The sequence below is a fragment of the Flavobacterium sp. 5 genome (genome assembly GCF_002813295.1).
In the GTDB taxonomy this organism is placed as follows: domain Bacteria; phylum Bacteroidota; class Bacteroidia; order Flavobacteriales; family Flavobacteriaceae; genus Flavobacterium.
This window is the reverse complement of sequence record NZ_PHUE01000001.1, coordinates 4,393,367-4,409,273: the sequence shown is the minus strand read 5'-3', so window position 1 is coordinate 4,409,273 and position 15,907 is coordinate 4,393,367. Positions and strand designations below refer to the sequence as shown.

4 protein-coding genes are annotated in these 15,907 nt (G+C 34.5%); 1 reads left to right on the top strand and 3 read right to left on the bottom strand.

The window, feature by feature from the left end; all coding sequences use genetic code 11:
- Window positions 1–174 precede the first annotated feature (174 nt).
- Both leuB and CLU82_RS18455 read right to left on the bottom strand, forming a co-directional pair.
- Window positions 175–1,290 carry a 3-isopropylmalate dehydrogenase gene (leuB, locus tag CLU82_RS18460; protein WP_100844485.1) on the bottom strand — a complete coding sequence of 372 codons (1,116 nt, stop codon included), beginning with the start codon at window positions 1,288–1,290 and terminating at the stop codon, window positions 175–177.
- Window positions 1,291–1,320: 30 nt separating this feature from the next.
- A complete protein-coding gene (locus tag CLU82_RS18455) occupies window positions 1,321–2,490 on the bottom strand; it encodes a 2-isopropylmalate synthase (RefSeq protein WP_100844484.1) in 1,170 nt (389 codons plus the stop codon).
- A 154-nt stretch (window positions 2,491–2,644) separates the two neighbouring features.
- On the opposite strand from CLU82_RS18455, the gene CLU82_RS18450 reads away from it, so the two are divergent.
- Window positions 2,645–4,189, top strand: a complete 1,545-nt coding sequence (locus CLU82_RS18450; protein ID WP_100844483.1) for a hypothetical protein — start codon at window positions 2,645–2,647, stop codon at window positions 4,187–4,189.
- A gap of 88 nt (window positions 4,190–4,277) precedes the next feature.
- On the opposite strand, the gene CLU82_RS18445 is transcribed toward CLU82_RS18450, so the two are convergent.
- Window positions 4,278–15,665, bottom strand: coding sequence for a T9SS type B sorting domain-containing protein (locus CLU82_RS18445; protein WP_100844482.1), 11,388 nt, complete (start codon window positions 15,663–15,665; stop codon window positions 4,278–4,280).
- Window positions 15,666–15,907: the final 242 nt, after the last annotated feature.

The window sequence follows — 15,907 nt, the reverse complement described above, 5'->3', positions numbered from 1 at the left end:
TTTTCATATGTGATAATCACAATGACACTTAATACTAAAAGGACGTTGATAATGTGTTTCATTTTTTCTTTTTTGACTTTGCAAAAGTACAAAATAAATTCAAATAGAAAAACTTTTTATCAACAAACTAACAGCAATTAGTGATATAACGCAATATTTTATGATTTTTATTAATTAAACGATAGTTGATTGTCCAATTTGAACATTATCATTTTTAAAATATAAATCATCTTTACTTAATATAACATTGGATATAAAATCCCCAACATCATTTGTCCCAAATCTCGAACCTGGGTTTAAATCAATAGTAACAACCTTATATTCAATAGCTTTCTCAACAGCTTCATACACTTTCTGAGCTTCTTTTATCAATCCAAAATGTTCTAACAACATAGCAGCTGATAAAATGGAAGCAATCGGATTAGCAATATTCTTCTTCTTTGCTTGCGGATAAGAACCATGTATAGGCTCAAATAAAGCATTATTATCTCCTATTGAAGCAGATGCCATCAACCCTATAGACCCCATAATAGCACAAGCTTCATCTGATAATATATCCCCAAACAAATTCTCTGTTAAGATTACATCATATTGTTTAGGATCTGTAATTATTTGCATGGCAACATTGTCAATGTACTGACATTCTAATTTTACATCTGGATATTGCTTAGCTATTTCTTTAACAATTTTTCTCCACAATCTAGACGTTTCCAATACATTAGCTTTATCTACTAATGTTACTTTTTTTCTTCTGCCTTGAGCAGCTTTAAAAGCTTTATGTGTAATGCGATTAATCTCATTTTCTGAATATTCACATATATCTGATGCAAAAGTTCCCTCGTCGTTTATGACTTTATCGCCATAATACGATCCACCGGTTAACTCTCTATAAATTACAAAATCTACATTTTCGATTACTTCTTTTTTTATTGGAGAAGCATCTAAAAGATTTTTGAATGGTTTTATTGGTCTAATATTAGCATAAAGGCCTAATTCTTGTCTAAGTTTTAACAATCCTTGCTCTGGACGAACTTTAGATTCTGGATTATTATCATACTTAGGATTCCCAATAGCTCCAAACAAAACAGCATCAGTATTTAAACAAAGATTTAAGGTTTGTTCTGGCAAAGGATTTCTCGTTTTTTCAATAGCAACTGCTCCTATTAAAGCATCTTCAAAAATAAATTCATGATCATAGGCAACACTAATAGCATACAACGCTTTTTTTGCTTGTAAAATTACCTCTGGACCTACACCATCACCTGAAAGCACTGCTATCTTTAAGTTCATTGTTATTTATTTTTAGAAGTACTATTTATATTAAAAATTATCAACGTATATCCTACTAGCTTCAATAATTTGATGAATATCATTATCCAAGACTTCTTTTTTGATATCCGCAAACTTTAAAAACTCAACATACACAATATCTAATTGTGTTTTTGTAAGCTCGTACCCAACTTTTTTAGCTCTATAAGCCAAAGCTGCTCTACCGCTTCTTGCAGTAAGAATAATTGACGATTCATTGACACCTACATCCAAAGGATCCATGATTTCATAAGTAGCTCTATTTTTAATCACACCATCTTGATGAATTCCAGAACTGTGAGCGAAAGCATTAGCTCCAACAATAGCTTTATTAGGCTGTACAATCATTCCCATACTATCAGAAACCAATCGACTCATTTCGTTCAATTGCTTACTATCAATATCGGTATATAAATTTAAGTAAGGGTGTTGCTTGAAAATCATTACCACTTCTTCAAGTGCAGTATTTCCAGCTCTCTCACCTATTCCGTTTATTGTACATTCTATTTGACGAGCACCATTAACAGCACCTGCGATTGAATTTGCGGTTGCCATTCCTAAATCATTATGACAATGACAAGAAATTGTAACATTGTCAATACCTTTTACATTTTCTTTAAGATACTTTATTTTCGCACCATATTCTTCAGGTAAACAATATCCTGTTGTATCAGGAATATTAAGTACAGTAGCACCCGATTTGATTACTTCTTCGCAAACTCTAGCCAAGAATGCATTATCAGTTCTACCTGCATCTTCAGCATAAAACTCTACATCTTCAACATATTTTTTAGCATGAGCAACCGCATGTTTTGCTCTAGCAATTATATCCTCAGGTGTAGTTTGTAATTTATGAATAATATGTGAATCCGAAGTTCCAATTCCTGTATGTATTCTAGGTCTAACTGCATGTTTCAGAGCTTGTGCTGCAACATCTATATCATTTTCAACAGCTCTGGTAAGTCCACAAACAGTTGCATTTTTTACAATTTTACATATTTCGGAGACAGATAAAAAATCACCTGGACTAGAAACAGGAAAACCAGCTTCAATGATGTCTACTCCCATTTCGTCAAGGCGATTGGCTATAACGAGTTTTTGATTGGTGTCTAATTTACATCCTGGGACCTGTTCACCGTCTCTTAAAGTGGTATCAAAAATTTGGACTTTCTCTCTATTCATTTTAATTTATTTAATGTAATTTCACATCTTAAAACAAATTTACTTTTCATTTACTCAAAACTAAACCAGCTTTTAAGTAAATATACTATTTATAACGTAAAAAATAACAAATCAATTAGCTGTAAACCAGCAAGTTAAACACTTTTATAATACAATGGCTAACCATCAAAAAGATTTTTTATTTGTATTAATAAAATCCCTTTCCAAATCTGAAAAAAGACAATTTAAAATTTTTGCCAGCCGCTTAGAGACCAGTTCAAATACAAAATTCATTGAATTATTTAATATTTTAGATAAATCAGAAGTATATGATGAGAAACTGATACTTAAGAACGGTTTGATTAAAAAAGTCCAATTATCTAATTTAAAATCATACCTCTACAAACAAATATTAGTAAGTATCCGTTTGAATATTCCCAGTCAGAATATTAGGTATCAACTTCGTGAACAAATCGATTTTGCAGCCATACTTTATAATAAAGGCCTTTACAAGCAAAGTCTTAAAATATTAGATAAAACAAAGCAACAAGCCATCGAAAATGATGAAAAATACATGGCTTTTGAAATTGTTGAATTTGAGAAGCTAATCGAATCACAATACATTACCAGAAGTATTCAAGGTCGGGCAGATGAATTGGTTATTCAAGCTAAAGAGTTAAACTATCGCAATACTATTTCGAGTAAATTATCTAATTTATCGCTTCAGTTATATGGTATTATGCTTAAAACTGGTTACGTAAAAAGCGATAAAGAATACAAATATATTGATGATTATTTTGTAAAACATATTGCGCGTTTGGACCAATCTAAATTTGGTTTTAGAGAAAAATATTGGTTCTATAATGCTAATCTTTGGCGAAGTTTCTTAGTACAAGACTTTCTTTCCTGTTATAAATATGCTACTAAATGGGTAACTTTATTTTACGATAATAAAAATATGATTTTCCTAAATCCTGTTTTTTTTCTAAAAGGAAATCATTATTTACTGGAATCTTTATTCATGTTGAAATACAAAACCAATTTTAAAAAATATTTAAACCTTTTAGAAGAAACCATCAGTGACCCTCGATTTCCTGTCAATGATAACATTGCTTCTCTATCCTTTCTATATATTTACAATAACAAATTAAACTATCATATTTTAGAAGGTACTTTTGCCGAAAGTGAATATCTCATCCCTGAAATTCTAAAAAAAATAAAAATACACAATGAGCATTTGGATGAACATCACGAAATGATGTTTTATTATAAAATAGCCAGTATTTATTTTGGAAATGAAAAGTACTCAGAATGTATTGTTTATTTAGAAAAAATCATCAACAACAAAAATCTTTATGTTCGAGAAGATTTAGCCTGTTTTGCTCGTTTATTATGCTTAATTGCACATTATGAGTCGGGGAAAGATTTTAATTTAGAAAGTCAATTATTAAGTACTTATAAATTCTTAATCAAAATGAATGACTTACATGAGGTTCAAAAAGAAATTATTCGTTTTCTAAAAAACTTAAGCAACTTATATCCGAGTGACATTAAGAAAGAGTTTATAAAAATGAGAGAACGCTTTATTGAACTAGAAAAAAATACCTACGAGAAAAGAGCTTTTTTATACCTGGATATTATTTCATGGCTTGAAAGTAAAATCGAGAACCGAAAAATAAGTGATATAATTAAAGAGAAAGCTCGATTAAGCAATAGATAATTATAAAAAAGTTTTTATTCGTTATAAAAAATAATCGATTATATAAAAAAATGACTCCAATAGCTTGGAGTCATTTTTGTTTAATTGGTTAACGTATTAGTGAGAAATGCGCTTTGAACAATTTAGTTTCAGACTGCTCAGTGAATTCAACAGTAAACCAATAATCTGTTGCCGGTAAAGGTTGTCCATTATACAGTCCATCCCAACCTTCTCCAGTCGGACTTATTTGTTTTATCAACTTTCCATATCTATCAAAAATATAAATAACTGATTTCTGTTGATCTTCTAACCCTACAACATTCCATTTATCATTATGAGTATCCCCATTTGGAGAGAAAAATTTAGGATACCCAATCACAAAAAAGTCTTGTGTTAAATTAGTACATCCGTTTGTATCGCTAACAGTTATTGTATGCTTTCCTGACTTCAGATTATCAAAAACATTTGAAGTTTGAAAAGAACCATTGTCTAATTGATATTCAAAATCTGCATTTCCTCCTGAAACTGTTACAGTCACTGTCGCATTATCAGAGAAAGCCAATGTTTGCAAAGTTTTAATTGCTAATCCCGGAAAAGAAGATGTTACTTTAGCCGTTTCTGATACTCCATCACAACCTGTTACATTATTGATGGCTTTTACCATATAATCTCCTGACTGAGTTGCTTCATAAGTATTTGATATAGCTCCATCAATAGGCAAAGTATTAAAATACCATTGGAAATTATATTTTGATGCACTTAAACCTGAATCCAAAACATACGTTTTATAAGCTAATCCAGTTGCTTCTTCGACACAAATAACACCATCCTCAAGAGTTGGTTTTGGTGCTGGATTTACATTTACTATAATATCCAGAGGAACACCTGTACAGCCATTAAGAGAAGGTATAATTGTATACGTTACTTTTCCTTGTAAAGTCCCTGTTGTCTCTAAAGTTTGATTAATTATATTTCCAGTTCCTTCAATTGCACCTGTAACGCCAGTTTGCACTACAGTCCAATCAAAAGTAGTTCCAACAATTGTAGGTGACAAAATAATATTAGTATTGTATCCACTACAAATTGTCCCTGGAGGTGTACCCAAGACTTCCGGCAAAGGATTAACAATAATCGTGACAGTCACTGGAGTTCCTGCACAACCATTAATTAAAGGAGTTATAATATAATCTACAGTTCCAGGTACAAAACCTGTATTAGATAATAATTGATTTATCTTTTGACCATTTCCTGCTGAAGCACCTATTACTCCAACAGCATTAATTGTCCAAGAAAATGTAGTTCCTACTATATCACTTGATAAATCAATATTTGTTGTTTCTCCTGAACATAGTGTATTCTTTGCTGTATTTGGAATAACATTTGGAACAGGGCTAACATTTATTGTTATCATTTTAGCCAATCCGTTACAATTTCCTATAACTGGAGTTACATTATAAACTACTTGCCCTAAATTATTCCCAGTTGCCGTAAGAACTTGACTAATTGTATTACCATTTCCTGTTGAAGCTCCAGAAACGTTGTTTTGAACGGCATTCCAAGAAAATGTTGTTCCTGCTAATGTACTTGTCAATACTATATCAGTCGTATCCCCAGAACAAATATCTGTAGCTCCAGTGAAATTTACTATAGGTAATGAGTTGACAGTTATTGTCCCATCTAAACTTGCATCTGGCGAACAACCTCCTATTGTAGTAACTTTATAATTAAATATACCAGATACTGTTGGTGTACCATTAATAGTAACTGTCCCTGCTAATATACTATAGGTTAACCCTGATGGCAATCCTGACACTCCTGCATTATTGGCACTACCTCCGATCATATAAGAAATTGGAGAAATAGAATCGTTAAAACATATTGTTTGCGCGGTAGTTGGTATAGACGAAGACAATGTAAGAGTCGATGGTTCTTTTACTTTAATTGTTCCTTCTAAAATTACTGATGGTAAGCATCCTCCTGTTGTCGTCACTTTGTAATTAAATAAGCCTGATACAGTTGATGCACCGCTAATAGTAACAACTCCTCCAACAAAACTATCCGTTACTCCAGCTGGTAATCCAGTAACATTAGCTCCAGTAGCACTTCCCCCTATTGAGTATGTTATTGCATCTAAAGCTGTATTGATACATAGTGTTTGATTTGAAGTTATACCAGCTGATGTTAAAACTATTGTAGGCAATGGAATTATAGTTATTGTAGCCGTTCCGGTTTGAGTTTGTGAACAACTTGTAACTGAATTCATTACTTTAACTAAACTATAATCTGTACTAGTTGTTAATGTTCCTGTTGGTAATATTGCCGATCCTGCTGCATCCAAAACTATTGTCTTATCAAGTCCGCTATTTACTTTATAAGTCACTGTTGCATTAGGTGTACCTGAAAAAGTAACATTTGTTCCTGTTCCTGAACAAATAGATATTGTTCCTGATATAGTTGCTGTTGGTAATGCATTTATAGAAATAGTAGCTGTTCCCGTTTGGGTTTGCGAACAACTTGTAACTGAATTCAATACTTTAACTAAACTGTAATCTGTATTAGCTGTTAATACTCCAGTTGGTAATATTACCGATCCTGCTGCATCCAAAACTATTGTTTGATCGAGTCCGCTATTTATTTTATAAGTTACCGTTGCATTTGGAGTTCCTGAAAAAGTAATATTAGTTCCTGCTCCTGAGCAAATCGCTGTTGTTCCTGATATAGTTGCCGTTGGCAATGCATTTATAGAAATTGTAGCCGTTCCAGTTTGTGCTTGTGAACAACTTGTAGTTGCATCCGTTACTTTAACTAAACTATAATCTGTAATAGCTGTTAAAGTTCCAGTTGGTAATATTGCCGATCCAGCTGCATCCAAAACAATTGTTTGATCGACTCCACTATTCATTTTATAAGTTACCGTTGCACTAGGTGTTCCTGAAAAAGTAATATTAGTTCCTGTTCCTGAGCAAATAGCTGTTGTTCCTGATATCGTTGCCGTTGGCAATGCATTTATTGAAATCGTAGCCGTTCCAGTTTGGGTTTGTGAACAACTTGTAACTGAATTCAACACTTTTACCAAACTGTAATTTGTATTAGCTGTTAAGGTTCCTGTTGGCAATATTACTGATCCAGAAGCATCCAAAACTATTGTTTGGTCTAGTCCACTATTAACTTTATAAGTCACCGTTGCATTAGGAGTTCCTGAAAAAGTAATATTAGTTCCTGTTCCTGAGCAAATAGCTGTTGTTCCTGATATAGTTGCCGTTGGCAATGCATTTATTGAAATTGTAGCCGTTCCTGTTTGGGCTTGTGAACAGCTTGTAACTGAATTCAACACTTTTACTAAACTATAATCTGTATTAGCTGTTAAGGTTCCTGTTGGCAATATTGCAAATCCAGAAGCATCCAAAACTATTGTTTGGTCTTGTCCGCTATTTATTTTATAAGTCACCGTTGCATTCGCTGTTCCTGAAAAAGTAACATTTGTTCCTGTTCCTGAGCAAATAGATGTTGTTCCCAATATAGTTGCCGTTGGCAATGCATTTATAGAAATCGTAGCTATTCCAGTTTGTGTTTGCGAACAACTTGTGGTTCCATCCGTTACTTTTACCAAACTATAATCTGTATTAGCTGTTAAGGTTCCTGTTGGCAATATGACTGATCCAGAAGCGTCTAAAACGATTGTTCGATTGGATCCATTATCTATTTTATAACTTACCATTGCATTAGGAGTTCCTGAAAAAGTAATATTAGCACCAGTTCCTGAGCAAATAGCTGTTGTTCCTGATATAGTTGCTGTTGGCAATGCATTTATAGAAATCGTAGCTGTTCCTGTTTGTGCTTGTGAACAACTTGTGGTTGCATCTGTTACTTTAACTAAACTATAATCTGTAATAGCTATTAATGTTCCTGTTGGCAATGTTGCCGAACCAGAAGCATCCAAAACAATTGTTTGATCGACTCCACTATTTATTTTATAAGTCACAGTTGCATTAGATGTTCCTAAAAAAGTAATATCGGTTCCTGTTCCATAGCAAATAGAAGTTGTTCCCAATATAGTTGCCGTTGGTAATGCATTTATAGAAATCGTAACTACTCCTGTTTGTGTTTGTGAACAGCTTGTAACAGAATTTAACACTTTTATTAAGCTATAATCTGTATTAGCCGTTAATACTCCTGTTGGTAATATTGCCGATCCAGAAGCATCCAAAACTATTGTTTGGTCTAGTCCACTATTTACTTTATAAGTAACAGTTGCATTAGGAGTTCCTGAAAAAGTAACATTTGTTCCTGTTCCTGAGCAAATAACTGTTGTTCCTGATATCGTTGCCGTTGGCAATGCATTTATAGAAATCGTAGCAGTTCCCGTTTGTGTTTGTGAACAACTCGTGACTCCATCTGTTACTTTAACTAAACTATAATCTGTAATAACTGCTAATATTCCTGTTGGTAATATTGCTGATCCAGCTACGTCCAAAACTATTGTTTGGTCTAGTCCGCTATTTATTTTATAAGTTACCGTTGCATTTGGAGTTCCTGAAAAAGTAATATTAGTTCCTGCTCCTGAGCAAATCGCTGTTGTTCCTGATATAGTTGCCGTTGGCAATGCATTTATAGAAATCGTAGCAGTTCCAGTTTGGGTTTGCGAACAACTAGTAACTGAATTCAATACTTTTACTAAACTGTAATCTGTATTAGTTGTTAATGTTCCTGTTGGTAATATTGCCGATCCTGCTGCATCCAAAACTATTGTTTGATCGAGTCCGCTATTTACTTTATAAGTCACTGTTGCATTAGGAGTTCCTGAAAAAGTAATATTAGTTCCTGCTCCTGAGCAAATCGCTGTTGTTCCTGATATAGTTGCCGTTGGCAATGCATTTATAGAAATCGTAGCAGTTCCAGTTTGGGTTTGCGAACAACTAGTAACTGAATTCAATACTTTTACTAAACTGTAATCCGTATTAGTTGTTAAGGTTCCTGTTGGCAATATTGCCGATCCTGCTGCATCCAAAACTATTGTTTGATCGAGTCCGCTATTTACTTTATAAGTTACCGTTGCACTAGGTGTTCCTGAAAAAGTAATATTAGTTCCTGTTCCTGAGCAAATAGCTGTTGTTCCTGTTATAGTTGCTAGTGGCAATGCATTTATAGAAATCATAGCTATTCCAGTTTGGGTTTGCGAACAACTTGTAACTGAATTCAATACTTTTACTAAACTGTAATCTGTATTAGCTGTTAATATTCCTGTTGCCAATATTGCTGATCCAGAAACATCCAAAACTATTGTTTGGTCCAGTCCGCTATTTACTTTATAAGTCACTGTTGCATTAGGAGTTCCTGAAAAAGTAATATTAGTTCCTGTTCCTGAACAAATAGCTGTTGTTCCTGATATCGTTGCCGTTGGCAATGCATTTATAGAAATCGTAGCTGTTCCAGTTTGGGTCTGTGAACAACTTGTAACTGAATTCAACACTTTTACTAAACTATAATCTGTATTTGCTGTTAATACTCCAGTTGGTAATATTGCCGATCCTGCTGCATCCAAAACTATTGTTTGATCGAGTCCGCTATTTATTTTATAAGTTACCGTTGCATTTGGAGTTCCTGAAAAAGTAACATTTGTTCCTGTTCCTGAGCAAATAGCAGTTGTTCCTGATATAGTTGCCGTTGGCAATGCATTCATAGAAATTGTAGCTGTTCCGGTTTGGGGCTGTGAACAACTTGTAACTGAATTCAATACTTTAACTAAACTATAATCTGTATTAGCTGTTAATACTCCAGTTGGTAATATTGCCGATCCAGCTACGTCCAAAACTATTGTTTGATCTAGTCCGCTATTTATTTTATAAGTCACCGTTGCACTAGGTGTTCCTGAAAAAGTAATATTAGTTCCTGCTCCTGAGCAAATAGATGTTGTGCCTGATATAGCCGCCGTTGGCAATGCATTTATAGAAATTGTAGCAGTTCCAGTTTGGGTCTGTGAACAACTAGTAACTGAATTCAACACTTTTACTAAACTATAATCTGTATTAGCTGTTAATACTCCAGTTGATAATATTGCCGATCCAGCTACGTCCAAAACTATTGTTTGATCTATTCCGCTATTTATTTTATAAGTTACCGTTGCATTAGGAGTTCCTGAAAAAGTAATATTAGTTCCTGCTCCTGAGCAAATAGATGTTGTTCCTGATATAGCCGACGTTGGCAATGCATTTATTGAAATTGTAGCAGTTCCAGTTTGGGCTTGTGAACAACTTGTGGTTCCATCCGTTACTTTAACTAAACTATAATCTGTATTTGCTATTAATACTCCTGTTGGTAATATTGCTGATCCAGCTGCATCTAAAATTATTGTTTGATCAAGTCCGCTATTTATTTTATAAGTCACACTTGCATTAGGAGTTCCTGAAAAGGTAATATTAGTCCCTGTTCCTGAACAAATAGCTGTTGTTCCTGATATAGTCGCAGTTGGCAATGGGTTGATACTAATTTTAAAAATTGAAGCTGGACCAGTACAAATACCGTCAAAAGCAGTTACAGATATTGTTGCGGTCTGGATAATAGAACTTGCATTAATTCCTGTAAATGACGGAATATCTCCAATACCATTAGCTCCAATACCAATAGCTGTATTATTATTAGCCCAATTGAATGTTGCTCCCGCTGGCGTACTTACAAAACTTGGCACTATTACTGTACCATTGGCACAAACTGTTGTAATATCAGAAATTGGATTAACTATTGGGAGAGGGCAATTTGAAGAAACACAATTTCCATTAGCTGTTGTAATACAATTATTCCCAACTGAAGTAAGAGAAATAGCAACATTTTGACCTGGAGTTAAACTATTAATTGTTAATGTTGTAGTTGTAACTGACCCAATAACTGAAAGTCCTCCATCAACACTATAACTGTAATCATAACTAGTAGCTCCAGAAATAGAATTCCAATTAAATGTTACGCTTACTGGTGTAGAAACACCGCAATTAATAGCTAATATTGGAACGGCATTAATATTTACTGTAGCAACACTAGAACTATTAATACAAGGCGAGGTTCCTGTCAAAGTATAAGTAAAAGTACTCGTTGTCGCTCCAACTGCTGAAATAAAGGTTCCTGCAGCTGAATTAAAAGTTCCTCCTGTTCCTGTTGTTCTTGTCCAGGTTCCTCCTGATTGTTCTCCTGTAATTAAACTAAATAAATCTATTGAAGCAACACTACTTTCGCAAATTGTTGTATTACCTGATGTTCCCGCTATAGGTTGCAAATTAATATTCACTGTAGCAACACTAGAACTATTAATACAAGGCGAGGTTCCTGTCAAAGTATAAGTAAAAGTACTCGTTGTCGCTCCAACTGCTGGAATAAAGGTTCCTGCAGCTGAATTAAAAGTTCCTCCTGTTCCTGTTGTTCTTGTCCAGGTTCCTCCTGATTGTTCTCCTGTAATTAAACTAAATAAATCTATTGAAGCAACACTACTTTCGCAAATTGTTGTATTACCTGATGTTCCCGCTATGGGTTGCAAATTAATATTCACTGTAGCAACACTAGAACTATTTATACAAGGTGAAGTTCCAATTAAAGTATACGTAAAAGTACTAGTTGTTGCTCCAACTGCTGGAATAAAAGTTCCTGCAGCTGAATTAAACGTTCCTCCTGTTCCTGTTGTTCTTGTCCAAGTTCCTCCTGATTGTTCTCCTGTAATTAAACTGAATAAATCTATTGAAGCAACACTACTTTCGCAAACTGTTGCATTACCTGATGTTCCCGCTATTGGTTGCAAATTAATATTTACTGTAGCAATACTAGAACTATTTATACAAGGTGAAGTTCCAATTAAAGTATACGTAAAAGTACTAGTTGTCGCTCCAACTGCTGGAATAAAAGTTCCTGCAGCTGAATTAAACGTTCCTCCAATTCCTGTTGTTCTTGTCCAAGTTCCTCCTGATTGTTCTCCTGTAATTAAACTGAATAAATCTATTGAAGCAACACTACTTTCGCAAACTGTTGCATTACCTGATGTTCCCGCTATGGGTTGCAAATTAATATTTACTGTAGCAATACTAGAACTATTTATACAAGGTGAAGTTCCAATTAAAGTATACGTAAAAGTACTAGTTGTTGCTCCAACTGCTGGAATAAAAGTTCCTGCAGCTGAATTAAAAGTTCCTCCTATTCCTGTTGTTCTTGTCCAGGTTCCTCCTGATTGTTCTCCTGTAATTAAACTGAATAAATCTATTGAAGCAACACTACTTTCGCAAACTGTTGTATTACCTGATGTTCCCGCTATAGGTTGCAAATTAATATTCACTGTAGCAACACTAGAACTATTTATACAAGGTGAAGTTCCAATTAAAGTATACGTAAAAGTACTAGTTGTCGCTCCAACTGCTGGAATAAAAGTTCCTGCAGCTGAATTAAACGTCCCTCCAATTCCTGTTGTTCTTGTCCAGATTCCTCCTGATTGTTCTCCTGTAATTAAGCTGAATAAATCTATTGAAGCTACACTACTTTCGCAAACTGTTGTATTACCAGAGGTTCCCGCTATTGGTTGCAAATTAATATTCACTGTAGCAACACTAGAACTATTTATACACGGCGAGGTTCCTGTTAATGTATAAGTAAAAGTACTCGTTGTTGCTCCAACTGCTGGAATAAAAGTTCCTGCAGCTGAATTAAACGTTCCTCCTGTTCCTGTTGTTCTTGTCCAGGTTCCTCCTGATTGTTCTCCTGTAATTAAACTGAATAAATCTATTGAAGCAACACTACTTTCGCAAACTGTTGCATTACCTGATGTTCCCGCTATAGGTTGCAAATTAATATTCACCGTAGCAACACTAAAACTATTTATACAAGGTGAAGTTCCAATTAAAGTATACGTAAAAGTACTAGTTGTCGCTCCAACTGCTGGAATAAAAGTTCCTGTCGCCGAATTAAACGTTCCTCCAATTCCTGTTGTTCTTGTCCAAGTTCCTCCTGATTGCTCTCCTGTAATTAAACTGAATAAATCTATTGAAGCAACACTACTTTCGCAAACTGTTGCATTACCTGATGTTCCCGCTATTGGTTGCAAATTAATATTCACTGTAGCAACACTAGAACTATTTATACAAGGTGAAGTTCCTGTCAAAGTATACGTAAAAGTACTAGTTGTCGCTCCAACTGCTGGAATAAAAGTTCCTGCCGCTGAATTAAACGTTCCTCCTGTTCCTGTTGTTCTTGTCCAGGTTCCTCCTGATTGTTCTCCTATAATTAAACTGAATAAATCTATTGAAGCAACACTACTTTCGCAAACTGTTACATTACCTGATGTTCCCGCTATAGGTTGCAAATTAATATTCACTGTAGCAACACTAGAACTATTTATACAAGGTGAAGTTCCAATTAAAGTATACGTAAAAGTACTAGTTGTCGCTCCAACTGCTGGAATAAAAGTTCCTGCCGCTGAATTAAACGTTCCTCCAATTCCTGTTGTTCTTGTCCAAGTTCCCCCTGATTGCTCTCCTGTAATTAAACTGAATAAATCTATTGAAGCAACACTACTTTCGCAAACTGTTGTATTACCTGATGTTCCCGCTATTGGTTGCGGATTAATCGTGATAGTAGCCCCAGAAGAACCAGCTAATTGGCAAGTAGCAGCATTTGCACCTACCGAATAAGTAATCGTATAAGTTCCAACCGTTGAAGTTACCAAATCGATTTCGCCTGTGGAAGCATTTAAGCTTAAGCCTAAAGTTGAACTATAAGTCCCTCCTGTTACAAATCCTGGATCACCTGTTGGTACTGGATTAGTTCCTGTTTTACAAACTGGTGTTGTATAGGAGAAACCAATAATCGGAGCCGTTCCACCAATCGTAACCGTTTTTGTAGTAGATAAAGAACAAGATTTCGTAGATATGGTACTAAAAGACAAATCGTCAATTGCAAAATCATTTCCGCCTCCTGAAATATTTGTATCAATAATTTTTATTGTAGCCAATGTTGCCACACTCGAATTCCACGTCCCTGTTATTTTTGTCCAATTACAAGTTGTTGTAGCTGGAGTACCTGCTATAACAACATTGGTTGCAGAAATTGGACTAATTGTTATTGGCACTCCATTAACAAGTACTTGAAAAGTCGCTACACTTCCATCTCCTATATTTTGTACCCAAAAAGAAAAATTGTAACTCTTTGATGTTTCTACAGGAACTGTTTGTGACCAAATAACGCTATTAGCAATAGTAGCTCCATCCGCAACAAGCATTTTACCACTTCCTGTTGTATGATCAATACATGTAGTAAATTTATTATACCATGTAGATGGATTTGTAACTATCCCATAAGCAAACTGCGTACCACTGGTATTAGTTAAAGAGTACCCATAATCAGAATAAAATCCAGAAGTTCCATTCTCAAATCCTGGATTACCAATTAAATTACCAACAGATGGCGGAATTATTGTTGAAGTTACAGTATAAATAGTAGTACTGGTAGGATTTACAACTATACTATTACTCGTATCTGCAATTGCCCCTCCAGGCGAAGCTGACCAGCCATAAGTAGCACCACCATTTGCAGCCGTTAAAGTAACAGTTGCTCCAGACAATAGACATCCAGTAGGTGACGCCGTTAAGGTTATATCAAGTGGAGCTAGTAATGGCGCAGATGTTGACACAGTAGTAGCAGGCGAATTCGAATCGGTAACTGATACCGTATAAGGCCCTGTCGCTAAATTTTGAAAAATTCCAGTAGAATTTGTAGCCGATGCCGTTCCCGATAATGTAAAAGTAAATGGTGCAACACCTCCATTAGGATAAGCTACAATTACGCCATCATTTCCAGTTGGGCATGAAGGATTAGTAACCGATGTTGAAATTGTCAACGGGGCAGGCGGAGCATACAAAGAGACATCATCAATGGCAAAATCGTTGCCTCCACCACCTGCACTATTTGTTGACAATTCAAAATGAATATAGGCAGTACCTGTACCTGGAACATTTATAGTATAAGAAACTTTATTCCAACCTGATGGCATTGCTCCTACATCCGAGTTACCAGCAATTAATGTTTTAGTACATGGACATTGATTGGACAATGTTAAATCAATTTTTGGAGCAGGATTAGCACCATTTGTTACGTTATTTACATTCAATATCCAATACGTAAACGTATAATTCAAACCTCTCTGTATTGGTAAATTAGTATATTTATAAAATATGTCATTATTCTGTCCATCAACAATCATCATATTGCCTGTCCCAGAATGATCTGTACTATTTATAAAATTTACAGTATTTACTGGTTTAGGATTTGTAGTTATAGCATATTGACCTGGCGTACTATTTCCTGTAGGTGTAATTAAAGAATAATTACTATTAAAACCTCCAGTCCCCTCAAAACCTCCATTTGAAATGAGGTTCTGAGCATTGGAAAATAGAGATGTTAAAAAACATAAAACAACAAGTAGTAGGAATCGCTTTTTTGGGGCAAAAAGTGACGACAAAGTACAGTTTCGCATAAGTGTAGGTTATAAAATAGTTTGGTTTGGGGTATATAGTTTTTTTGTTTTTAATAATTAATCTATCATTGTTTAAATAATTAAGCATAAATTAATTTTATAACTAATATTTTTAATATTCTGTTTTTATCAGCTACTTTAATTACATATTTACCAATTAAACATGTTAAATTTATGTAAATTTTAACACCTTCAACACTACTAATTTTCATAGTCTTTACGAAAACGTGATAGTGTTGAAA